Origin of the sequence: Massilia sp. Root133 (assembly GCF_001426525.1) — a bacterium.
Taxonomy (GTDB): Bacteria; Pseudomonadota; Gammaproteobacteria; order Burkholderiales; family Burkholderiaceae_D; genus Telluria; species Telluria orientalis.
In genome coordinates this window covers 16,856-38,877 of record NZ_LMEW01000005.1, presented here as the reverse complement: position 1 = coordinate 38,877, position 22,022 = coordinate 16,856, and the positions used below count along the sequence as shown (strand labels likewise).

Sequence of the window (22,022 nt, the reverse complement as noted above, 5' to 3'; positions counted from 1 at the left end):
GACATGCGTACGATGCTGTTGAAATCGTTCGTCCTGGCCGCGCTGCTTGCGGCCGGCCAGGCCCGCGCCGCCGACGCGACCATCCGCGTGATCCTCGTCGGCGACTCCACGATGGCCACGAAGAGCGGCTACGGCGACGCCTTCTGCGCCCGCTTCACGGCGGACGTCACGTGCGTGAACCTCGCACGGGGCGGCCGCAGTACCGGCAGCTTCCGCGCCGAGGGCCGCTGGGACGACGTCCAGCGCATGCTGAAGGACGGCGCGTCGTTCAAGGCCACCTACGTGCTCGTGCAGTTCGGCCACAACGACCAGCCGGGCAAGCCGGGGCGCTCGACCGACCTCGTCACCCAGTTCCCGGTCAACATGGCGCGCTATGCGCGGGAGACGCGGGACCTGGGCGGCGTGCCGGTGCTCGTCACGCCGCTTGCCCGGCGCACGTTCAAGGGCGCGTATCTCGCCAATGACCTGGCGCCGTGGGCCGAGGCGACTCGGCGCGCGGCCGCGCAGGAACACGCCGTGCTGCTGGACCTGAACCGGGACAGCGTCGCCGCCGTCCAGGCCATGGGCCAGGATGACGCGGATACGCTGGCGGTCGTTCCGCGTCCGCCGGGCTACGGGATGCCCGCGGATCCGAACAAGGTCGAACCGGCCGGCGCCGCGAAGACGGCGTTCGACCGCACGCACCTCGGCGCCAAGGGCGCGGATTTCTTCGCGCGGATGGTCGAGCGCGAACTGGTGGCGGCGCGGCCGGAGACGGCTGCCTACTTCAAGGACGGGGGCAAGCGTTGAGGCGCTTCGCCCTGCTCGCCTGCGCGCTCGCCGGCGCGCAGGCGCACGCGCAGGACACACGCGACGCGCGCGAGCCGGTCGTACCGCCAGCCTGCGCGGTGCTGGCCGGCGAGACCGCGGAGACGGGCCGCGACGATGCCGCGCGCATCCAGGCGGCCATCGACAACTGCGCGCCCGGCCACGCCGTGGTGCTCGCGGCCAGTAACGACAGGCGCAGCTTCGTGGCCGGACCACTGCGACTGCGCGACGGCGTCACGCTGCTCGTCGACAAAGGCGCCACGCTGTACGCCAGCACGGACCCGCGCCTGTTCGACCGCGGCGCCGGCACGTGTGGCACGAACGATGCGTCGGGGCGCGGCTGCCGCCCATTCATCACGCTCGACGGCGTGCGCGGCGCCGGCATCATGGGCGGCGGCACCATCGACGGCCAGGGCGGACAGCGCATCGCCGGCAAGGACGAGACGTGGTGGCAGATCGCCCGCCGCGCGCAAAAGGAAAAGACCCGGCAAAACGTGCCGCGCCTGATCCAGGCCGACAAGGCGCGCGACGTCACCCTGTACCGCATCACGCTGAAAAATTCCCCGAACTTCCACGTCACGCTGAACGAGGTGGACGGCTTCACCGCGTGGGGTGTCACCATCGACACGCCGCACGATGCGCGCAACACGGACGGCATCGACCCGATCTCGTCGCGCAACGTCACGATCGCGCACAGCATCATCCGCACCGGCGACGACAACGTGGCCATCAAGGCCGGCGCCAACGGGCCGACGGAGAATGTCTCGATCCTGCACAACCGCTTCTACAGCGGCCACGGCATGTCCATCGGCAGCGAGACGAACGGCGGCGTGCATCGGGTCCTCGTCGACGACCTGACGATGGACGGGACCACGTCCGGCCTGCGTATCAAGAGCAACGACATGCGCGGCGGGAGACTCGACGGCATCGTCTATCGCGACGTCTGCCTGCGCGGCATCCGGTCTCCCATCGAGATCACGACGCATTACGAGCAACCGGCGCAGCCGGGTGCGCTCATCCCCGACTACGCCGACATCCGCATGGAACGGGTGCGCAGCACGACGCCGGGACGCATCCTGCTGCAAGGGTATGACGACGCGCATCCGCTCGTGCTGGACCTGAAGGACGTGGCGATCGCCGCCGGGTCGGACATCAAACGGGAACATGCGCGCGTGCAGGGCGCGTTCGGCGCCCCGGCCGATTGCGCCGGGCGGTTCCTGCCGTTTCCCGAACCGCCAGTCCGTTCCGTGCGCCCGCAGCTGACGCCCGGGCAGGCCCGCGCCTACGACTACCGCGAGGTGCTGAAGTACGTGGGCCCGGTCGGCAACGAACGCATCGAGCCGTGGGATCCGCTGGCCGACCCGCTCGCGGCCGCCGCGCCACTGCGTGCCGACTACACGGTCGATGCCCGCGCGCCGGCGGACGGCACGACCCGTTTCGCGACAGTGCAAGCCGCCGTCAGCCGCGCCGTGGCGGCCGGCGGCACGCGCCGCATCGTCATCCGCATCGCGCCGGGCACGTACCAGGAACTCGTCTACGTGCCGCCGGGCGCGCCGCCGATCACGCTGGACGGCGCCGGCGCCGACCCGCAGGCCGTGCGCATCAGCGCCGCACTGGACGCCTCGACGACGGGCGCCGCCTACCGCGACCGCCATGCCGCCGAATTCGAGCACGCCGCCCCGGGCGTGCGCGCGATGTACGACGCGCTGAAGGATTTGCCCGCCCTGCAGACGACCGGCTCCGCGACCGTGTGGGTGCGCGCGGATGGCTTCCAGGCCCGCAACCTGACGATCGAGAACGCGTACAACCGCGACGGTGCGGTCACGCATCCGGAGTGCAAAGGCGACAACTGCCCCGACACGACGGGCGGCAGCCGCGTGCACCACCAGGCCGTGGCGCTGCGCGTCGACGGCGCGGACAAGGCGCAGTTCGAGCGCGTGCGCCTGCTCGGCCTGCAGGACACGCTGTTCCTCGGTTCGCAGGACGGCACGGCCACGGTGCGCAGCTTCTTCCACGACACGCACATCGAAGGCGACGTCGACTTCATCTTCGGCGACACCACCGCGGTCTTCAAGGACTGCGCCATCCACGCCATCGGCGGCCGCTCGGCGTCCTACGTGGCCGCGCCGGACACGAACCGCCGCGCCAGGTATGGCTTCGTGTTCGACGGCTGCCGCTTCACGAGCGATGCGCCGGGCCCGGCCCGTACGCAGTTCTACTTTGCCCGCCAATGGTTCCATAACGAGCGCTGCACGCCGTACGGCTTCATCCCCGTCGAGGGCTATACGTGCCGGCTGGGCGACGTGGACGTGTACCAGGCGCCGAACGGCACGATCCGCCGGCGCACGCTGGAGACGGTCGGCAAGGCCGTGATCCTGCGCTCGCACATCGGCCCGCATTTCGAGAAGACGACGCCGTGGTCGGAATGGAACCGCAACGGCACGCTGGCGCACCGTCCCGCGCAATTCAGCTCGGACGATTACTGGGACAACCTGGCCGGCACGCCGTTCGCACCGCCAGGCCAACGGCCCGTCCCCGCCGACGTCTACCTCGGCGAATATGACAACATCCTTGAATGACGGAGACACCATGAAGCAATCATTCGACGCCCGCCGCGGCTTTTTGAAAACCGCGACCGTCGCCGGACTCGCGCTGTCGGGGCCCGCACGGGCGCTGGCGGCGGCCGTTCCCGATCCGTGGAAGGCTGCCGCCGGCATCGCGCAACGCCTCGCCAACCCCGTCAAGTTCCGCAAGGCGGAGTATCTCGTCACCGACTTCGGCGCCGCGCCGTGCAAGCTCGTGCCCGTGAAGGCGTGGGTGTCGTTCGAGGACCAGGCGGACCTGCCGACGCCCGTGCCGGGTGCGCAGGACTGCTACGCCGCGATCCGCGCCGCCATCGAGAAATGCCACGCCGAGGGCGGCGGCCGCGTCGTGATCCCGAAGGGCGACTGGTTCTGCGCGGGCCCGATCGTGCTGCTGTCGAACGTGAACGTGCACCTCGCGAGCGGCGCGCACGTCTATTTCAGCAACGATCCGGCCGACTACGCGAAGTACGGCGACGTCGACTGCGGCCCGAACGGCAAGCTGGTCGTCTCGCGCTGGCAGAGCAACGACTGCCTGAACTATTCGCCCATGGTCTATGCGCACAACCAGGACAACATCGCCCTCACCGGCGACGACTGGACGGCCATCCTCGACGGCCAGGGCGGCGTGCCGTTCCCGGGCCGCGCCGACTGCTGGTGGACGTGGAAAGGCAAGAACGCGACGATCAACGCCGTCGCCCAGGACAAATCGCCGAACTACGTGCCCGGCAAGCTGGCGCAGAACCAGGTCAACGAACTGAATCCGAAGTCGCTGGCCGACGTGGCGCCGAATCTGCCGGAAGAAAAACGCCGGCTGATCCAGGGCGAAGGCGACAAGTGGCGCGCGGACGACGCGTACCTGCCCGCGCTGTCCGAAGCGGGCGTGCCTCTGGCGAAGCGCGTGTTCGGCGTGGGCCACTACCTGCGCCCGCCGATGATCCAGCTGATCGGGTGCACGAACGTGCTGCTGGAAGGCTACCAGGTGATCCACACGCCGTTCTGGCAGCACCACCCGGTCGCGTGCCGCAACCTCGCGATCCGCAAGGTCCATGCGAACAGCCTGGGGCCGAACAGCGACGGCTTCGATCCGGAAGCGTGCGACACGGTGCTCGTGGAAGGCTGCCAGTTCAACACGGGCGACGACTGCATCGCCATCAAGGCGGGCAAGAACCTCGACACGCAATACGGCCCGTCGCAGAACATCGTCATCCAGAAGTGCACGATGCAGAGCGGCCACGGCGCCGTCACGCTGGGCAGCGAGATGGCGGGCGGCATCCAGAACGTGTACGCGCAGGACCTCGTGTTCGAGAACATGAACTGGGCGACGAACCCGCTGAACACCGCGATCCGACTGAAGACCAACATGAACCGCGGCGGCTTCCTGCGCAATTTTTATGTCCGCAACGTGAGCATCCCGAACGGCGTGCAGACGTCGCCGTCGTTCTATGCGTCGCTGCCGGGGTCGCCGATCGCATCGAAGACGGTCGCCACGGCCGCCGGCGCCGTCGTCACGTTCGATTGCGACTACACGCCGCGCGCGGACAACGTGCGCGTGCGCCCGCCCGAAGTGCGCAACGTGCACATCTCGAAGATCAAGGTCGGCAACGTCCAGACGAAGGACGGGGCGCGGGCGTCGTGCTTCCAGGCGTTCGTCATCCTGGGGCCGGTGGCGTCCGACTACAACGGGCCGTCGCCGGCGCCGGCCGTACTGCCCGTGCGCGACGTGACGATCACGGACTGCGACTTCGGCACGCCCGTCAACGCGGCGCATCCGTGGTACACGTATAACGTGCGGGGGCTGAAGCTCGCGAACGTCATGATCGGCGGGAAGCGGTACGACACGACCTTGTCCGCTTGACCGTCGCAGATGAACCGTCATTCCCGCGCACGCGGGAATCCATACTGACCATCAGATTTCTATAACAGTGCTTCTGGCGCACAGCATCCGAATTCGGTGAATCAGCATGGGTTCCCGCCTTCGCGGGAACGACGGTGTCATACGCTTGCTCTACAATGCCGTCACCTCTGGCTTGCATGGGATGGATGATGGCGACACCGGCGTTCAACTACGGCTCCGACGTGACGGGGCTGGTCTGGGGCTTCCTGTTGCAGGACGCGGCGCAAGCGGTGTCCGTCGACGCGAAGGAAGCCGAGACCTGGTTGCACGCCCCCGTCCCCGGGCAGTTCGTCTGGCTGCACTTCAACCTGTCGAACGCGGCCAGCGAGCGCTGGCTGCGCGCCCACGCCGGCCTGCCCGAGGAATTCTACGAGACGCTGCACCAGGGCTCGCGCTCCACCCGCATCGAAATGGCGGACGGTGCCCTGATCGCCGTCGTCAACGACGTCCTGCATAATTTTTCGGTCGACACGGCCGAGATTTCCACGCTGTGGGTCCACGTGACGCCGCACGGCGTGATCACCGCCCGGCGCAAGCCGCTGGAATCCATCGAGCGCCTGCGCCAGGACGTGCTGAACGGCGCGCCGCTGCGCTCCTCGGTCGAACTGCTGGTGCACCTGCTGCGCGACCAGGCCGACGTCCTCGTCAACATCGTGCGCGATGCCGTGGCGCGGGTCGACACCGCCGAGGACCAGCTGCTGGCCGGCCGCCTCACGCGCCGGCGCGAAGACCTGGGCGCGCTGCGGCGGGTGCTCGTCCGGCTGCAGCGGCTGCTGGCGCCGGAGCCGGCCGCGCTCTTCCGCCTGCTGCAGCGTCCTCCGTCCTGGGTGGCGCCGGAAGACCGCCAGGAGCTGCGCCAGTCGACCGAGGAATTCACGGTCGTGCTGTCCGACCTGGCCGCGCTGCATGAACGGATCAAACTGCTGCAGGAAGAGATCGCGGCCCGGGTCAACGAGGACAATAACCGCAGCCTGTTCCTGCTGACCATCGTGACGGTGATGGCCCTCCCGATCAACCTGATCGCGGGCCTGCTGGGCATGAACGTGGGCGGCGTGCCTCTGTCCCAGCATCCGCACGGTTTCTGGCTCGTGCTGGGATTCACCGCCCTCGTGACGGGCGCCATCGCCTGGCTGTTGCTTCGATTGCAACGACCGCATTGAGCCTTTGCCATATAAAAACAGGATATTTGCCCTTGCATTGGGTATAACTCCTTTCCCGGCATCACGTTAAGCTTCTTGCCTCAGGAAAAGCCCGCACGCCTGTGCAGACGTGCGCGGCGCGACCGACGGTAGAATGGCCCCAGACACCGGCGCCAGCCTCTGCTTCCACCGGTATGCGCGCCGCGCCGCCCGGCCGCGGCTTTTCGAGCATCCTATTTCCGAATCGCAGAAGAAGACCATGTTCAATCCATCCGACCATCCGCACCGCCGTTACAACCCGCTGCAAGGCGACTGGGTCCTCGTGTCGCCGCACCGCGCCAAGCGTCCGTGGCAGGGGCAGCAGGAAGCCGTCGACCGCTCGGCCAGGCCGTCGCACGACCCGACCTGCTACCTGTGCCCGGGCAATACCCGCGTCAACGGCGAAAAGAACCCCGACTACACGGGCACCTATGTGTTCGAGAACGACTTCGCCGCGCTGATGCCGGACACCCCGGAAGCCGCCGAGGGCGCCGACCCGCTGTTCCAGACGATGAGCGCGCGCGGCACGAGCCGCGTGATCTGCTTCTCGCCGGACCATGCGAAATCGCTGCCGCAACTGTCGCTGCCCGCGCTGGAAGGCGTCGTCGACACGTGGTGCGCGCAGGCCGCCGAGCTGGGCGCCAAGTACCGCTGGGTCCAGGTGTTCGAGAACAAGGGCGCCGTGATGGGCTGCTCGAACCCGCACCCGCACGGCCAGATCTGGGCGACGAGCTATGTCCCGAACCTGCCGGCCGCCGAAGACCGCCAGCAGAAGGCCTACCACGCCGAACAGGGCCGCCGCCTGCTGCTGGACGTGGCCGAGCGCGAGATCGCCGCCGCCGAGCGCGTGGTCGTCCAGACCGAACACTGGGTCGCCATCGTCCCGTACTGGGCCGCGTGGCCGTTCGAGACGCTGGTCCTGCCCCGCTTCGCCGTGCGCCGCCTGGAAGAGCTGCAGCCGGCCCAGCGCGCCGACCTGGCCGTGCTGCTGAAGCGCCTGACCACCCGCTACGACAACCTGTTCCAGACCTCATTCCCGTATTCGATGGGCTGGCACGGCGCACCGTACGGCATCCCCGACTCGGAAGCGGAAGGCTGGCAGCTGCACGCCCACTTCTACCCGCCGCTGCTCCGCTCCGCGTCGGTGCGCAAGTTCATGGTCGGCTTCGAGATGCTGGCCGAAGCCCAGCGCGACCTGACCCCGGAACAGGCGGCCGAACGCCTGCGCGCGCAATCCGAAGTGCACTACCTCGACACCGAATCCAACCAAACGACCTGACATGCAAGATACCCGTCTCTCCCGCACCGCCGCCGCCTTCGAAACCGCATTCGGCGCCGCCCCCACGCTGTTCGTCCAGGCCCCGGGCCGCGTCAACCTGATCGGCGAGCACACCGATTACAACGACGGCCTCGTGCTCCCCTGCGCCATCGACTACCGCACCGCCATCGCCGCCAAACCGCGCAGCGACCGCAAGGTGCGCGTCGTGGCTGCCGACTACGGCGACGCGCTCGACGAATACGATCTCGACGCCCCCATCGGCCGCGTGGACCAGCCGATGTGGGCCAACTACGTGCGCGGCGTCGTCGAGCAGTTCGTCAAGCGCGGCCTGCCCATGCAGGGCATGGACATGGCCATCGCGGGCGACGTGCCGCAGGGTGCGGGCCTGTCGTCGTCGGCCTCGCTGTCGGTCGCCGTGGGCCGCCTGTTCGCGACCCTGCCCGGCTTCGAGGCGCTGTCGCCGATCGACATCGCGCTGATCGCGCAGGCGTCGGAAAACGACTTCGTCGGCACCAAGTGCGGCAACATGGACCAGATCAGTTCCGCCTGCGGCGTCGAAGGCCACGCGCTGATGATCGACTGCCGCTCGCTGGAGGTGAAGCCGGTGCCGGTGCCGGACAACGCCGCCATCATGATCTTCAATTCGAACGTGACGCGCGGCCTCGTGGACAGCGCCTACAACGTGCGCCGCGAGCAGTGCGAAGCGGCCGCCCGCCACTTCGGCATCCCGGCCCTGCGCGACCTCGACCTGGCCCTGCTTACAGCCCGCGCGGGCGAACTGGACCCCGTCGTGCTGCGCCGCGCGCGCCACGTGGTGACGGAAGACGACCGCGTGCTGGCCGCCGCCGCCGCTCTCGAATCCGGCGACCTGGAACGCCTGGGCGAGCTGATGGCCGCATCGCACGCGTCGATGCGCGACGATTTCGAGATCACCGTCCCGGCCATCGACAACCTCGTCGACATCGTCAAGAACGTGATCGGCACCCAGGGCGGCGTGCGCATGACCGGCGGCGGTTTCGGCGGCTGCGTGGTGGCCGTCGTGCCGCACGCGCTGGTGGACGCGTCCCGTGCCGCCGTCGAGCGCGAATACCGCTCGCCGGACGGCAAGCCGGCCACGATCTACGTCTGCAAGCCGGCCGCCGGCGCGGGCAAAGTCAATCCATGATGTACGAGGCGGCGGCCGGACGCTATGGTTCGATGCCCTACCCGCATTGCGGCCGCAGCGGCCTGCGGCTGTCCGCCGTGTCGCTGGGGTTGTGGCACAACTTCGGCGGCAATGACGATTTCGATCGCCAGCGCTGGATCGTGCGCGCGGCGTTCGACAACGGCGTCACGTGCTTCGACCTCGCCAACAACTATGGCCCGCCGCCCGGGTCGGCCGAGGAAAACTTCGGCCGCCTGCTCGCGCGGGACCTGAAGCCGTACCGCGACGAAATGGTCGTGTGCACGAAGGCCGGCTACACGATGTGGCCCGGACCGTACGGCGACTGGGGCAGCCGCAAATACCTCGTCGCGAGCCTGGACCAGAGCCTCAGGCGCATGGGCCTGGACTACGTCGACATCTTCTATCACCACCGTCCCGATCCCGCCACGCCGCTCGAGGAGACGATGGCGGCACTGGATTACATCGTGCGCAGCGGCCGCGCGCTGTACGCTGGCATCTCGAACTATAACGGCGAACGCACGGCGGCCGCCGCGGCGGAACTGCGCCGCCTGGGCACGCCGTTCGTGATCCACCAGATGCGCTACAACATGCTGGTGCGCCAGCCGGAGGCGGACCTGCTCCCCGTGCTGGAGCGCGAAGGCATCGGCGGCATCGCCTTTTCCCCGCTGGCGCAAGGCCTTCTCACCGACCGCTATCTCGGCGGCGCGCTGCCGGCCGATTCGCGCGCGGCCGGCAAGGTCGGCTTCCTCAAGCCGGAGCACATCACGCCGGAGCGCCTGCGCATGATCGAGGCGCTGAACCAGGTCGCGCAGGCGGGCGGGCGCACGCTCGCGCAGCTCGCGCTGGGCTGGGTAAGGCGCCAGCCCTCGATTGCGTCCGTGCTGATCGGCGCGAGCAGGCCGCAGCAGGTGCTGGATGCCGTGCGCGCGGTGGAGATGGCGCCGCTCGCGGGCGACGAGATCGCGGCGGTCGAAGCGATCCTGGCATCGCAATAAAAAAAACGGCGCGCCGCCGCAGGACGGCGCGCCGGGGGTAACGACAGGACGGCACCGCCGTACCGTCCCGGCTTCCTGAAAGCGGTGCGCGGCGGCTAGTGGAAGGTGAAGCCGCCATCCACGTTGACCGACTGGCCGGTCACATTGTCCATCGTGGCGAGAAAGAGCGCCATCCGGCCCATGTCCTCGGGTGTCTGGGCGCGGCCCTGCGGGATGAGCGTGAGCTGGTGGCGCGCCCAGGAATCCTCGACCGACTCTCCCTCCTGCTTCCATTCGTCGGCGAGACGATCCCACATATAGGTGCGCACCACGCCCGGACAGATGGCGTTCACCGTGATGCCCTCCTGCGCCACTTCCTTGGCCAGCGCGTTCGTGAACCCCACCACTGCGAACTTCGACGCGCTGTAGTGCGCGAGATTGGGAAAGCCTTCCTTGCCCGCGATCGAGGCGACGTTGATGATGCGGCCCCACCCCTGCCCCCGCATCGGCGCCAGCGCGGCCCGGCATCCCAGGAACGTACCCTTGGCGTTGACGTCCATGACGACGTCCCAGTCCTTCTCCGACAGGTCCGCCACCGGGCGGATGCTGATGACCCCTGCGCAGTTGACGAGGATGCCCAGCGCGCCGAACGCCGCGACGGCCTCGTCGACCATTGCCTGCACCTGCGTGGCGTCGGTGACGTCCACGCGCCGGGTGAGCGCGCGCCGGCCCAGCGCCCTGACTTCGTCGGCCGTCGCCTGCATGGCGTCCTCCAGCAGGTCGGCAATCAGCACGTCGGCCCCGGCGCGCGCGAGTTCCAGCACGATGCCCTTGCCGATACCGCGCGCACCGCCCGTCACGATGGCCGAGCGGCCGGCCAGCGGCAGTAAATTCGACATATCCGTCTCCTCATTGTTGGTTGGTCCCGAACGATGTTGCCGCCGGGCTGAACGCAACTAGCGTGCCAGTGCCGGCACGGACGGGCTATCAGGGGGAAAACGGAGAACGGCAGGCGGCGCGTGCGACAGGTGTCGCAGCACCATCCGTATCGCGGCCGACAGGTGTCGCGGCCGACGCATCAGCACCAGTTTCTCAGCACCAGTACCTCAGCACCAGTTCTTATCGGGCTTCATGTCGAGGCGCAGCGCCGCGTCGACCACGTCCTGCAGTTCCACCGGGTCGCTGAACGGGTCTTCGTCCAGCGCGGTGACGCGGTTCAGCTCCTTCTGCCAGCGCCGCAACTCGTCGACATACGCCTGGTCGGGCACCCGTTCCAGGTCGCCGTCTTGCGGGACGAGATCGTGGATCCCGTTGTGCACCCACTCGCCGGTATGCCAGTCCGGCATGTCGATGCCGGGGAACAGGCAGATCCCCTGCAGGTCGATCCCGCGGCGCACCGCGGCCAGCGATTCGCACATCACGTCGTGCAGCCAGCTCGCGCGGCCGCGACCGAGGCCGCTCGTCTCGCCGATGATCATCGGCCGGCGATAGCGTTGCCAGACCGTCTCCAGCATGTCGCACAGCGGCGCGATGCGGTCGTCGTCCGGGGCCAGCGGCGCGTGCGGGCCGTGCTCGCGGTACTCCATCTGCCCGAACGAATACGAGTTCGCGCCGACGATGTCCAGCACCTCGGGCGCACCGCCGAATTCGGGATGCTCGCGGCCATACAGGATGTCCCACGCGAGGAAGGTATCGACTTCCGTTTCACGGCGTGCCGCCTCGGCCTGGTCGGGTCGGTCGCGCGGCGCCACGACGCGCACCAGCGGATCCACGTGCACCATGCGCGCGTCCGGATCGACTTCGCGGATCGCCTTCACGCCCGCGATCGCGGCGCGGCACAGCGCCAGCCGCAGCCGCATCCGGTCGTCGCGCGTGCAGCGGTACGGCGCCGCCCAGCCCCATTCGCCGGCGCAGAACGAGAAAAACGTGATCTCGTTGATGGGCGTGAAAAAGTGCGGGCCGCGCACCTTCGGCACCACATACTCGGCCGCGGCGCGGCAGTACGCGGCGAAGCGGTCGACGAACGCTTCGGCGTACGGATCGAGATCGTCCGGGTAGCCGTAGTGGCACAGGTCCCAGACCGGAATCACCTTGGCCGCGTTCAGCGCGGCGATGTACGGATCGAGGCCGGAAAAATCGTAGCGGCCGCCCTTGTCCACCATCGGCCACGGGATGCCCTCGCGGGCGACGGCGATACCGAGGCCGGCCAGCCGCGCATAGTCTTCGCCGGCATGGCGGTCATGACCCGTTTCCGCCACCAGGTTGCGGCGCACGCGCTCCTTCCCCCACAGGAAGGTGGAGCATTCGAAACCGGACAGGAAAAAAGTGGGAAAGATTCCGGGACGCTGTGCCACGCGGCTCTCCTTTCGATACTCGGGCGGAGCCGAGTATAGCCCGGACTCGCAAACCGGCCGTGCACGCTTGCCGCAGGACTACTTGTCGTCCTTGCGGGCAAACCACGTCGCCAGCGCGGACCCCGACAGGTTGTGCCACACGCTGAACAACGCGCTCGGCACGGCCGCCAGCGGGCTGAAATGGGCCGCAGCCAGCGCCGCGCCGAGGCCGGAATTCTGCATGCCCGTCTCGAACATCACGGCCTTGCGTTTGGCCAGGTCCATGCCGAACAGCCGCGCGAACAGATAGCCGAGCGCGAAGCCCAGCAGGTTGTGCAGGATGACGGCGGCGAACATCAGCAGGCCGTTCGTCAGCAGCTTGCTCTGGTTCAGCGCGACGATGATGGCGATGATCAGCACGATCGCCACCGTGGACACGAGCGGCAGCGCCTTCACGCTGGCTTGCGCCTGGCGGCGGAACAGCGTCTTCGCGACGATGCCCAGCGCGATCGGCACGATCACCACCTGCACGATGTCCATGAACAGCGACGCCGTATTAATCTGCATCCAGGCGCCCGCCAGCAGAGACACGAGCGCCGGCGTGGCGAACGGCGCGATCAGCGTGGACACCGCGCCGATCGACACGCCGAGCGCGACGTCGCCGCGCGACAGGAACGTCATCACGTTGGACGCGGTGCCGCTCGGGCAGCAGCCGACGAGGATCACGCCGACCGCGATCTCCGGCGGCAGGCGCAGCGCGACGGCGAGCACGTACGCGATGCCGGGCATGATGAGGTAATGCCCGACGACGCCGATGGCCACGTCCTTCGGCCGGCGGAACACGTCGCGGAAGTCTTCCGTGGACAACGTGAGCCCCATGCCGAACATGACGATGCCCAGCAGCGGCGCGATCCCGGCTTTATAGCCCACGAACAGGTGCGGCGCGAAGAAGCCGAGGGCCGCGAACAGGAGCACCCACAACGAGAAGGTCTTGCCGACGAAGGCGCTGGCTTTTTCAATGGCGTTCACGCGGATGGGCTCCTGGTCTGATGAGACCGACATTATATGTCCGCACCCCTGACCTTCGGCCGGTGCATGCCGGCGCGATCGGCGGTACGATGCTCCCATCATGACAGATACCACTCCCATCCGCCTGCCCATCGGCACCGCCGACGGCGTCCAGTTCGACGTCGTCGCGTGGGGCCCGTCCCACGCCGACGTCGATGTCAGCGTGGCCTGCATGTTCGAGCACGAAATGAACGGCGGCATGGCCGGCGGGCTGCTGGCGCTGGACCAGGCGCTCGGCGGCCAGCTGGCGCGCCTGCGGTCCGCTGGCGCATTCCGCGCGCAGCCGCTCGAGACCCTGCTCATCACGTCGCCTCCGCCCGCCGTGGTGCCGCGCGCCGTGCTCGTGATCGGCATGGGCGATCCGGCGCTGCTGGACGGCGAGATGCTGCGCCGCGCCTGCCGCGTGGCGCTGCGCGAGGCGGTCCGCCACGGCGCCGTGTCGATGGCGTTCGCGCCCAGCGTGCTCGATGCGGGCCACACGGACAATGCGCCGCTCGACATGCAGAACGTGATGCTGGACGGGATGCTGGGCGCGCTGCGCGCGGAGCACATGCTGGCGGACGCCGGCCTGGCGGCGCCGCCGTCGCTGCGTCATTGCACGTTCGACGTCGGCGCGCCGCGGGCGCAGGCCGCGGGACGCGCGTTCGCGCAGGCGTTCGCGCGGCTGGCCCGCACCTAGCGCCGCAACGCCAGGTCCGCCACCAGCGCCGCCCCCAGCCCGAACGACACCGCCTTCCAGAACAGCAGCGGACTCCGCTCGATCAGCGGCGTCCGCGTGCGCTGCGCAAACGCGCTGTTCGGATGGTGCAGGTCGTACACGAATTCGGCGACGTCCTCGTAGCGCCGGCGCGGATCGATCTGCAGCGCCTTGTGCAGCGCCGCGTCCACCCAGGCGGGGATCGACGGATCGTGTGCGCGCGCGGGCGTGTACGCGAGCCGGCGCTGCGCCGCGCGCCCGGCCGCGCGCGGGATCCCGACGCCGTACGGCAGTTCCCCCGTCAGCATGAAGTATGTGAGGACGCCCAGCGCGAACACGTCCGACCGCACCGTGCCGCGTTCGCCGAGGAAGTACTCCGGTGCGGCGTACAGCGCGGCGCCCTGCAGCGTCCAGTCCTCGTCATGGGAGGCCATCTCGACGACGCCGGCCACGCTCACCGAGCCGAAATCGATGATGCGCGCGTTGCCGGCCGCATCGATCATGACGTTCTCCGGGCGGACGTCCTGGTGCAGCATCTCGAGCCGGTGGAACGCGCGCAGCCCTTTCGCCACCTGGTCGACGATGCGGCGCACGGCGTCCAGCCCGGGACGCGGCTGGCTGCGCAACCACTGCGCCAGCGTGACGCCCTCGATGTATTCGGCCGCCACATAGACATGGCCGCGGCGCCGCGCCGGCGCCGGCTTGACGACGTGCGGACTGCGCACGCGCCCCATGATCCATTCCTCCATCACGAACCGCTCCATGTAGGCGCGGTCGCCGGCCAGGTCGATGGAAGGCGTTTTCAGGATGACTTGAGCGCCGCTGTCCGGATCCTCGGCCAGGTAGACGTGGCTGCGGCTGCTGCCGTGCACCTCGCGCACGATGCGGTAGCCGTCGAGCTCCGCGCGCGGGGCCAGCAGCGGCGGCAGCGGCAGGCCCGCCATCTGGCGCAGCAGTTCGGACGCCTCGCGCGCCTGCAGCGATTCGATGCGGACCAGCTGCACGGTCAGGTTGTCCGCGCTGCCGTTGGCGAGCGCGCGCTGCACGAGGCGGCACGCGGCCGCGTCCAGGTCCGGCGCGTCCTTCAGCGCGGCGTGCACGTCGGCGCCCGACACGTGCTCGTACACGCCATCCGTGGCCAGCATGAACAGGTCGCCGGCTTCCAGCGCCACGGCGCGGTAGTCGATCTCGATACGGTCCTGCACGCCCAGCGCGCGGCTCAGGTAGCTGCGCTCGGGCGATACCCACACGCGGTGGTCGGTCGTGAGCTGTTCGAGGCTGGCGCCCTGTGCGCCCGCGTGGACGCGGTAGATGCGCGCGTCGCCCACGTGGAACAGGTGGGCGGTGTTCGACTTGATGACCAGCGCCGAGAACGTGCAGACGTGGCCGCAGTCCTGGTCGGCGCGGTCCTGGCCCTGCCGCGTCTGGGCATACAGCCACGCATTGACGGCAGCGAGCACCTTCTCGGCCGACGTCCGGACCGACCAGGCGTCCGCCGTCGCGTAGTAATCGTCGAGGAAGGCTGCGACGGCGGTGGCGCTGGCGACGTGGCTCACGGCGCTGCTGCTGATGCCGTCCGCCAGCGCGAGCGCGGCGCCCTTTGTCGCGGCGAGCGGCGCGCGCGGGATCACCACGCCGTGGCAATCCTGGTTGACGGCCTTGCGGCCGCGGTCCGTGTGCTGGCCGACGGACAGCGTCAAAGGCTGCATCATGGGCTGCAAAGCGCGACGCCGGCGCGCGCGTCGTCAGACTTTGGTGAACGAGCGCTTCGGCGCCGTCTTCACGTGCGTCGAGTACAGCGTCAGCCCGGTGAACGCGAGGCCGCCGACGAGGTTGCCCAGCACGGTCGGGATCTCGTTCCAGACCAGGTAGTCGAGGAAGGTGAAGTGCGCGCCGGTCAGGATCCCGAACGGGAACAGGAACATGTTCACGACCGAGTGCTCGAACGCCATCGCGAAGAACAGCATCACGGGCATCCACATGGCGATGACCTTGCCGCCGACCGTCGTCGAGATCATGGCGCCCACGACGCCCGTCGACACCATCCAGTTGCACAGCATGCCGCGGATGAACAGGGTGACCATGCCGGCGAAGCCGTATTCCGCATAGCCCAGCGTGCGCTTTTCGCCGATGGTGCCGATGGTCTTGGCCAGCACGCCGCCGTCCGTGTGGAAGCCGAACGTGAAGATGTACGCCATCAGGAAGGCCACGGTGAACGCGCCGAGGAAGTTACCGGCGAAGACGATGCCCCAGTGCTTGATCACGCGCGGCAGCGTGACGCCGGGCCGCCGGTCGATCAGCGCCAGCGGCGTCAGCACGAACACGCCGGTCAGCAGGTCGAAGCCGAGCAGGTACAGCATGCAGAAGCCCACCGGGAACAGCAGCGCGCCGATCAGCGGCACGCCGGTCGCCACCGAGCAGCTGACGGCGAACACCGCCGACAGGGCAAGGATAGCGCCGGCCATGTAGGCGCGGATCAGCGCATCGCGCGTGGACATATAGATCTTGGATTCGCCCGCGTCGACCATCTTGGTCACGAATTCTGAAGGCACCAGGTACGCCATGAAATACTCCCTAGGAACCGCGCTGACGCGGCAATGTTGATCGGTGATCCGGCGTCGATTGCGCCGTCATGGGGAGTTATGCAAGAAGCGGGCCCGCATCAGACCGGGGCGATTCTCACGGACCTGCGCACCGCGAACGTGCCCGCGCTGCCTGCTGGTGCAGTGGCGCACCATTGTTGGAGAGCACGCGCAAGGGCGTGCACCGGTCAGGCGCCGAACCAGGCCGCGCACGCAGCGCGCAGGCCGTCCGCGCCACCATCGCCGGCCCACGCCACATGGCCATCGGGCCGGATCAGCACCGCGGCCGGCAGCGTCACGGCGCCGACGACAGGCAGGTCGCACACCCCGTCGAATGTCGCCTCGACCCGTTTCACACGGCCGCCGTCGATCGTGGCGCCCAGCCCGAGATCGAGCAGCACCGGCCGCGCGTCATGCAGCAGCGCGTGGACGCGGGTCGGCCCCGCCGCCGTGACGATGTCCAGGTCGGGCATGCGCCGCCCGAGCAGCGGGTGGCCCTCGCCCAGGTCGTAGCGGATGTCCAGGCCGGCGATCATCGCGCCGAAACGCTTGCGGGGTTCGTCCATCGCGAGCATCTCCGCGACGAATTCGCCCAGCACGGACGTGCGGTCGTCCGGGCGCCGCAGCACGCCCTGCGCGATCGTGTTGCGCAGCACGCGCGCGGCGGCGGGATGGCGCTCGGCCTGGTAGGTATCGAGCAGCGCCGCCGGCGAGATACCTTGCACGACCTGCGCCAGCTTCCACCCGAGGTTGACGGCATCCTGCACGCCGAGATTGAGGCCCTGCCCGCCCAGCGGCGGATGGATGTGCGCGGCGTCGCCCGCCAGCAGGATGCACCCCCTGCGATAGCTGTCCGCCTGGCGCACGGCGTCGCTGAAGCGGGACAGCCACGTGGGGGAATGGACGCCGAAATCGGTCCCGTAGATGGCGTTCAGGCCCGCGGCGAGTTCGTCGAGCGTGGGCTCGCCGGCCGCCCGCGGATCGCGACCCGCCAGCACGACGCCGACCGTCTCGCCATCCGCCAGCATGGACATCGCGTGGCGGCCGGTCGCGTCCTCGTGGAAGCCCAGCACCGGCTTTTCGCGCATTTTCACTTCGGCGATGATCCAGCTCGTCGACGCGTCCCAGCCGGGGAAGCCGATGCCGGCCAGCTTGCGGATGCGGCTGCGGCCGCCGTCGCAGCCGACCAGCCAGCGCGCGCGCATGCGCGTGCCCTGCGTCGTCGTGACGTCGACGCCGTCGTCGTCGCATGCGATACCGTCCACGTCCCGGTCGCGGTAGATCCGCACGTTCAATTCGTCGGCCCACGCGGCGAGCAGCCGTTCGGTCTGTTCCTGCGCCAGCGCGAGCAGGTAGTTGTGGCGGGTCGGGAAATCGCTGATGTCGAGGGCCGCGTGAAAACTGACGCGCGGGTGCGTCTTGCCCGCGGCGAGGAAGCGGTCGACGATGCCGCGCTGGTCGAGGAGTTCGAGCGTGCGCGCGTGCAGCCCGCCGGCGCGGCCGCCCACGCGGGCCTGCGCCGGCTTGCGTTCGACGATGGCGGCGTCCACGCCGGCGAGGGCCAGTTCGGCGGCCAGCATCAGGCCCGTGGGGCCGGCGCCGACGATGATGATGTCGTGGTCGCTTGCTTGCATTGGTTCACGTGTATTTCGACGGAGAGCGTTAATGCGCTCTTTTCCTCTTCAATGCGCTGCCTGCTTTGCTATCTGATCCACACAGTGTTCGATCCGGCGCATGTGGGCCAACTCGCTTTCATTGTTCTCTTCGGGATAGCGAAAGCTCGCGGCGTTTGCACAGGTCTGCTCGTGCTTGGGGTCGGCTCTCTGCAGCCTGTCCTTGATCGCCTCGATTTCGGCGACGCGACCACGTTCCAGTTCATTGTCCAGTTCATTGTTTGCTTGACGCTGTGCTGCTTCTTGATGAACTTCATCTAGGGATCTGGACGCGTACCAAGTGCCAAGGCCGACGAGTAAAGCGATGAGAACGATGTGATGAAGACGGGGGAATCGATGCAGGGGGCGCCGTCTCGAATTCGATTCATTTTCCATTGTTTTCCTAGCGTTTTCCGTTCTCTATGCGAGTTCGATCTCGTTCGTGCTCACTACGCGAATTTTCGCCGTTTCGTCCAGCTGCTTGTATAGTCGGAACCAATTGGCGAGTGATGCTCTGCCATAGATGCGCGGCGTCTGGTTCGACTGGTTCGCTCTTCGATCAACAGTGGCGCGAATGAGCGTGCGCGAATCACCGCAGTAAATTGAGATTTGCGTGCCGTGCTCCGGAAACAGACCAGAAAACTTGATGGGAACGTTGAAAAAACCTTGGTGGTAATAGGTCTTTCCCAAGGTAACGTCGAACGTCGGCGCCGCTCGAATCACGCCCGCGTCCTCCAATGCCTGAACTTCAAAGGTCGATACCGATTCGCCCTCGCTCGATGCCGGCGCCGGCAATTCATTAAGCTCAGGCTCGGCCCGTATGGGTTGCTCGATAGAGACGACGGTTGGCGGTGCAGAGCGTGCGCCGTTCCAGGGCGGTGCAAGGACGCGGATGATGCTGTCTTCCAGCCCGGCCGCGTAGTTCAAGTGGAAGTCGCCGATTCGGTGCATGCCCGGGTCAGCCCAGGCATAGATGTCGATAGCGCGGTCATGTCGCAAGAGCTGCCTCAGCGCCAGGTTATTACGCACGTTGGTGCGCTGGGATGCGTGAGGACGTAGGTAGCCGCCCATGCGGTTTTCGAGCGTCCCGGTGGTCTTTCCAACATACAGAACACCGGCATTGTCCACGAACGCATAGAGAACATTGCGATGCCCGTTCATCCTGGTCAGCTCAAGGGCGAGCTCCTGTTCATGCAGGCGCCAGCTGCCCACCTGCTCGAACCCAATCTGCAGTAGGCGCCTCATGAGACGTTCATTTCAATGTTGCGCCCGAGGTTTCCCTGGCAATGCCGGAGGATGGCCCGAAGACGCGAAGGGTACGTAGCCATGTCGGTGTTTTCCGCTGGATCAAGCCGGTACGCTGGCGGCTATTCCGGCGGCGAAACGCCGCCGTTGAGCGAATACTTCGACGTCGCAGTCATCAATGCCAATTGGCCACCGGGTGCCTAAGAAGGCATTCGCGACCACATCGAGCACCGCTTCTCTGACCTCGGTGTCACCCCATCCGTAGTCCGCTATCTTGGCTTCGGCATAAGGGTACAGATCAAAGATACGAGAGAACTGCGACGGCGATAACAAAACGTCTGAAACGTCACTGATGAACTGCACCGCCTCAGCAATCGTTCCCTCGTCCGGCACCTTGTTCGCGTTTTCGAGCGCGTGCTTGAGGATTGCCAAGCGGTTCTGCAGATAACCTTCAGTCCGGGGTTGTTCCGACCAGCCAGCGATCTTTGGTGGGACCGTGATATACACCTTATTCCTTCAAGAATGCAACAAGTTCATTGCCTGCGACGAGTGCGGCCGGCCACTCGCTGATGTTTCTGTGCAGACAAACCACCGAAAAAAGCTGTCCTGCCCCGGCGCGGTCCCTTAGTGTAGTCACGATGCTTTTTCAAGAAAACAGTGCGCGTGGGCTTGCACGTTTTGCACATACATTGCAACCAACTCATCCATCCCAACGATGAAGTTACTCAGCTGTTCCCAAGAAACCTCATACGCTTCGCCTGCGTTATTGAAACCATTGTTATGCGTGAAATCGTTGCGCATGTTGATAAGGTGTTTCAGTACATCCTCATCCGCCTCCGGCACGCTGAACTCGAACAAGGAATTCAAGATCCGGGCAACAATATTGGGATGATTCAAGGTTGCCTTGCCCAGGGCCAGGGCCAGCTCGTCCCACCCCAAGCCTTGCTTGATCCGCAGCCGGTTCAAATCATTGGCCTCTATATTTTTAATCCGCTCGATGCTGCGGTAGTTGTCACAATTCATCAATAAATCGACAAAATCGTGCACCATGCCTTCATAGGCAGACACGACGCCGCCAAATAACGTTCCGATCAGAAAACGGTGCCGGACGTCGTCCTTATTCGGTAGATGGTGAACCACATCGTCTATGCTTTTCAGGTGGTCAATGAACCTGCGCAGAATCGGCAGTATGTCCTGAAGCAGAGATAACCATACAAACCCGGTGTCGAGATTCTGCCCTAGCTTCTCCAACTTGCGTCCGTCCAGCTCAATCTCTTTCATTAGCTGGCCCCACCCATCATCATCCAAATCTGTTACTTCCAAGGCAACTCCTGTTCAAGTTCGTACTCTGCAACGGACCACTGTGACGCGCAAGGTCTTGCGACTACACATAATGCCTATACATCTCATGCCTGCGCGGCACATGCCGCCAAAGCTATTTTCCTTGGGCTTAACGCGAAATCTTCTTCGCTGAAATTTTTGCGACGTCAACGAGTGCCCACCAACCAAATAATCCCCAGATAAATAGAGTGATCGCTGCGCCGGCCAAGACTTCAACCATGGACTGGTGGAGAATGCCTACGTACGCACATAGCGGCCCCTCCCATCCCAACATGATTACGAACGCGACCAGGTACGAGACCGGCGACATAGGAGGGTGGCGGGATCGCATACTTTCCCTTTACCGGTGATTCGGTCCGAAGTATCGACGGATGTCGGCGCCGCCCCCGTCGTGCGCAACGATAACGTCAGTCAGTGCTTTCATCACGCCAGGTATTGTCTTGTCTCGATCAACGAAAGGAATCGATCGGTCCGCATTTTCGAATTGGCACAGTTCATTTGTCGGTTCAAAATTGAGATGCGTGCGGCAGACGAAAGGTCGACTACTATAAATCGTGCAGGACTGATCTTTGCCCAAGAACGTGCATGGGAGGCTGGCGTCACGAATGGGAAAGGTCTTCTGGTCTTCGACAGTGGCAATCTTTGGCGCGACACGGCCCGTCCTGCCGGCGATGAAATCGGCTTCCAGTTGGGAGATCCAAACCCTTCCATGACAACAGTTTGCACATCCCTGCTTGCACGCGACCAACCCGTTTGCCGCACCGAAGTATCGGTCTACATACTCGTAAATGGCGTCAAGCGCTTTGAGAGTGCCGACACGTCCAACCAGCTTTCGGACCTTCTTTGGAAGATCGTGCTGTTCGCGTTCCAACTTGACACTGATTTTGCGCTGCATCCGCTGCATGTTTTCCCACGTACGAGGGAATTCGCCTTTAACGCTCATCGCTGTGTTTTCATGGTTGCAGGGCCGACACCGTGCCGACCCTCTCAATGCCTCAGCCCGCTCGTGGCGGGCTTCGGGTGCTGCTGGACCTTTTCCGTTCTCTCAGGGTTACTGGATGGGCACGTACCGCTGCCTGTTTCGTAATACTTCACACTCGTGATCCGTCATCCATCCGTCACCGGAGCATTGGACCTCTGATCGTCCGGTCCACCGATCATTGCGCATGGTGCCGCTATGGACGAACTCATAGCGGAACAGAACGGCCAGAGCCAACGTAGC

19 protein-coding genes are annotated in these 22,022 nt (G+C 66.5%); 8 read left to right on the top strand and 11 right to left on the bottom strand.

Going from position 1 to position 22,022, the window contains the following annotated elements:
• Positions 1-3: 3 nt before the first annotated feature.
• The 7 genes from ASD28_RS05745 to ASD28_RS05715 all read left to right on the top strand — a co-directional run bounded on the left by ASD28_RS05745 (position 4) and on the right by ASD28_RS05715 (position 9,903).
• Positions 4-789, top strand: a complete 786-nt coding sequence (locus tag ASD28_RS05745; protein ID WP_056125614.1) for a rhamnogalacturonan acetylesterase — start codon at positions 4-6, stop codon at positions 787-789.
• Positions 786-3,386 carry a pectinesterase family protein gene (locus tag ASD28_RS05740; protein WP_056125267.1) on the top strand — a complete coding sequence of 867 codons (2,601 nt, stop codon included), beginning with the start codon at positions 786-788 and terminating at the stop codon, positions 3,384-3,386. Before ASD28_RS05745 ends, ASD28_RS05740 begins: the two co-directional genes overlap by 4 nt.
• Positions 3,387-3,396: 10 nt before the next feature.
• Positions 3,397-5,247: a glycoside hydrolase family 28 protein gene (locus ASD28_RS05735; RefSeq protein ID WP_056125265.1), complete on the top strand. Its 1,851-nt coding sequence runs from the start codon at positions 3,397-3,399 to the stop codon at positions 5,245-5,247.
• A gap of 188 nt (positions 5,248-5,435) precedes the next feature.
• Positions 5,436-6,446 carry a transporter gene (locus ASD28_RS05730; protein WP_082577484.1) on the top strand — a complete coding sequence of 337 codons (1,011 nt, stop codon included), beginning with the start codon at positions 5,436-5,438 and terminating at the stop codon, positions 6,444-6,446.
• Positions 6,447-6,684: 238 nt separating this feature from the next.
• On the top strand, positions 6,685-7,743 hold the full coding sequence (locus ASD28_RS05725) for a UDP-glucose--hexose-1-phosphate uridylyltransferase (protein WP_056125612.1): 1,059 nt from the start codon (positions 6,685-6,687) through the stop codon (positions 7,741-7,743).
• 1 nt (position 7,744) lies between these two features.
• Positions 7,745-8,908, top strand: a complete 1,164-nt coding sequence (gene galK, locus ASD28_RS05720) for a galactokinase (protein WP_056125263.1) — start codon at positions 7,745-7,747, stop codon at positions 8,906-8,908.
• Positions 8,905-9,903: an aldo/keto reductase gene (locus tag ASD28_RS05715; protein WP_056125260.1), complete on the top strand. Its 999-nt coding sequence runs from the start codon at positions 8,905-8,907 to the stop codon at positions 9,901-9,903. Before galK ends, ASD28_RS05715 begins: the two co-directional genes overlap by 4 nt.
• Positions 9,904-9,998: 95 nt before the next feature.
• Here the strand turns inward: ASD28_RS05715 and ASD28_RS05710 are convergent, their stop codons facing one another.
• The 3 genes from ASD28_RS05710 to ASD28_RS05700 all read right to left on the bottom strand — a co-directional run bounded on the left by ASD28_RS05710 (position 9,999) and on the right by ASD28_RS05700 (position 13,244).
• On the bottom strand, positions 9,999-10,781 hold the full coding sequence (locus tag ASD28_RS05710) for an SDR family NAD(P)-dependent oxidoreductase (protein ID WP_056125258.1): 783 nt from the start codon (positions 10,779-10,781) through the stop codon (positions 9,999-10,001).
• A 207-nt stretch (positions 10,782-10,988) separates the two neighbouring features.
• A complete protein-coding gene (locus ASD28_RS05705; RefSeq protein WP_229412211.1) occupies positions 10,989-12,236 on the bottom strand; it encodes a b-glycosidase in 1,248 nt (415 codons plus the stop codon).
• A 78-nt stretch (positions 12,237-12,314) separates the two neighbouring features.
• Complete coding sequence (locus ASD28_RS05700) at positions 12,315-13,244, bottom strand: bile acid:sodium symporter family protein (protein ID WP_056125257.1); 930 nt, start codon at positions 13,242-13,244, stop codon at positions 12,315-12,317.
• Positions 13,245-13,344: 100 nt separating this feature from the next.
• Between ASD28_RS05700 and ASD28_RS05695 the strand changes: the two genes are divergently transcribed.
• Entirely contained in the window at positions 13,345-13,962 is a 618-nt protein-coding gene (locus ASD28_RS05695) for a M17 family peptidase N-terminal domain-containing protein (protein ID WP_056125255.1), read from the top strand.
• Here ASD28_RS05695 and ASD28_RS05690 read toward each other — a convergent pair.
• From ASD28_RS05690 to ASD28_RS05650, 8 genes are all read right to left on the bottom strand, one after another.
• Positions 13,959-15,692 (bottom strand): bifunctional protein-serine/threonine kinase/phosphatase, encoded by a 1,734-nt coding sequence (locus tag ASD28_RS05690; RefSeq protein WP_056125254.1) that lies wholly within the window; start codon positions 15,690-15,692, stop codon positions 13,959-13,961. The two genes, ASD28_RS05695 and ASD28_RS05690, sit on opposite strands and share 4 nt — an antisense overlap.
• Before the next feature lie 33 nt (positions 15,693-15,725).
• Positions 15,726-16,544, bottom strand: coding sequence for a formate/nitrite transporter family protein (locus ASD28_RS05685; RefSeq protein WP_056125252.1), 819 nt, complete (start codon positions 16,542-16,544; stop codon positions 15,726-15,728).
• Between the two features lie 206 nt (positions 16,545-16,750).
• Entirely contained in the window at positions 16,751-18,196 is a 1,446-nt protein-coding gene (locus ASD28_RS05680) for an FAD-dependent oxidoreductase (RefSeq protein WP_056125250.1), read from the bottom strand.
• A 48-nt stretch (positions 18,197-18,244) separates the two neighbouring features.
• The gene (locus ASD28_RS31660) at positions 18,245-18,610 is read right to left on the bottom strand and encodes a hypothetical protein (protein ID WP_156403899.1); all 366 of its coding nucleotides are present in this window, start codon (positions 18,608-18,610) and stop codon (positions 18,245-18,247) included.
• Positions 18,611-18,634: 24 nt separating this feature from the next.
• Positions 18,635-19,459, bottom strand: coding sequence for a hypothetical protein (locus ASD28_RS05670; protein WP_056125246.1), 825 nt, complete (start codon positions 19,457-19,459; stop codon positions 18,635-18,637).
• Positions 19,460-19,561: 102 nt separating this feature from the next.
• Entirely contained in the window at positions 19,562-19,966 is a 405-nt protein-coding gene (locus tag ASD28_RS05665) for a hypothetical protein (RefSeq protein ID WP_056125244.1), read from the bottom strand.
• A gap of 126 nt (positions 19,967-20,092) precedes the next feature.
• Positions 20,093-20,782, bottom strand: a complete 690-nt coding sequence (locus ASD28_RS05660) for a hypothetical protein (RefSeq protein ID WP_056125241.1) — start codon at positions 20,780-20,782, stop codon at positions 20,093-20,095.
• 358 nt (positions 20,783-21,140) lie between these two features.
• The gene (locus ASD28_RS05650; protein WP_056125238.1) at positions 21,141-21,743 is read right to left on the bottom strand and encodes a YkgJ family cysteine cluster protein; all 603 of its coding nucleotides are present in this window, start codon (positions 21,741-21,743) and stop codon (positions 21,141-21,143) included.
• Positions 21,744-22,022: the final 279 nt, after the last annotated feature.

Bases quoted from the DNA above. Each gene is read 5' to 3' on its own strand.
- ASD28_RS05745 (WP_056125614.1), top strand. From the start codon at position 4: ATGCGTACGATGCTGTTGAAATCGTTCGTCCTGGCCGCGCTGCTTGCG.
- ASD28_RS05735 (WP_056125265.1), top strand. From the start codon at position 3,397: ATGAAGCAATCATTCGACGCCCGCCGCGGCTTTTTGAAAACCGCGACC.
- ASD28_RS05730 (WP_082577484.1), top strand. From the start codon at position 5,436: ATGGCGACACCGGCGTTCAACTACGGCTCCGACGTGACGGGGCTGGTC.
- ASD28_RS05725 (WP_056125612.1), top strand. From the start codon at position 6,685: ATGTTCAATCCATCCGACCATCCGCACCGCCGTTACAACCCGCTGCAA.
- galK (WP_056125263.1), top strand. From the start codon at position 7,745: ATGCAAGATACCCGTCTCTCCCGCACCGCCGCCGCCTTCGAAACCGCA.
- ASD28_RS05715 (WP_056125260.1), top strand. From the start codon at position 8,905: ATGATGTACGAGGCGGCGGCCGGACGCTATGGTTCGATGCCCTACCCG.
- ASD28_RS05710 (WP_056125258.1), bottom strand. From the start codon at position 10,781: ATGTCGAATTTACTGCCGCTGGCCGGCCGCTCGGCCATCGTGACGGGC.
- ASD28_RS05695 (WP_056125255.1), top strand. From the start codon at position 13,345: ATGACAGATACCACTCCCATCCGCCTGCCCATCGGCACCGCCGACGGC.
- ASD28_RS05690 (WP_056125254.1), bottom strand. From the start codon at position 15,692: ATGATGCAGCCTTTGACGCTGTCCGTCGGCCAGCACACGGACCGCGGC.
- ASD28_RS05685 (WP_056125252.1), bottom strand. From the start codon at position 16,544: ATGGCGTACCTGGTGCCTTCAGAATTCGTGACCAAGATGGTCGACGCG.
- ASD28_RS05680 (WP_056125250.1), bottom strand. From the start codon at position 18,196: ATGCAAGCAAGCGACCACGACATCATCATCGTCGGCGCCGGCCCCACG.
- ASD28_RS31660 (WP_156403899.1), bottom strand. From the start codon at position 18,610: ATGGAAAATGAATCGAATTCGAGACGGCGCCCCCTGCATCGATTCCCC.
- ASD28_RS05670 (WP_056125246.1), bottom strand. From the start codon at position 19,459: ATGAGGCGCCTACTGCAGATTGGGTTCGAGCAGGTGGGCAGCTGGCGC.
- ASD28_RS05650 (WP_056125238.1), bottom strand. From the start codon at position 21,743: ATGAGCGTTAAAGGCGAATTCCCTCGTACGTGGGAAAACATGCAGCGG.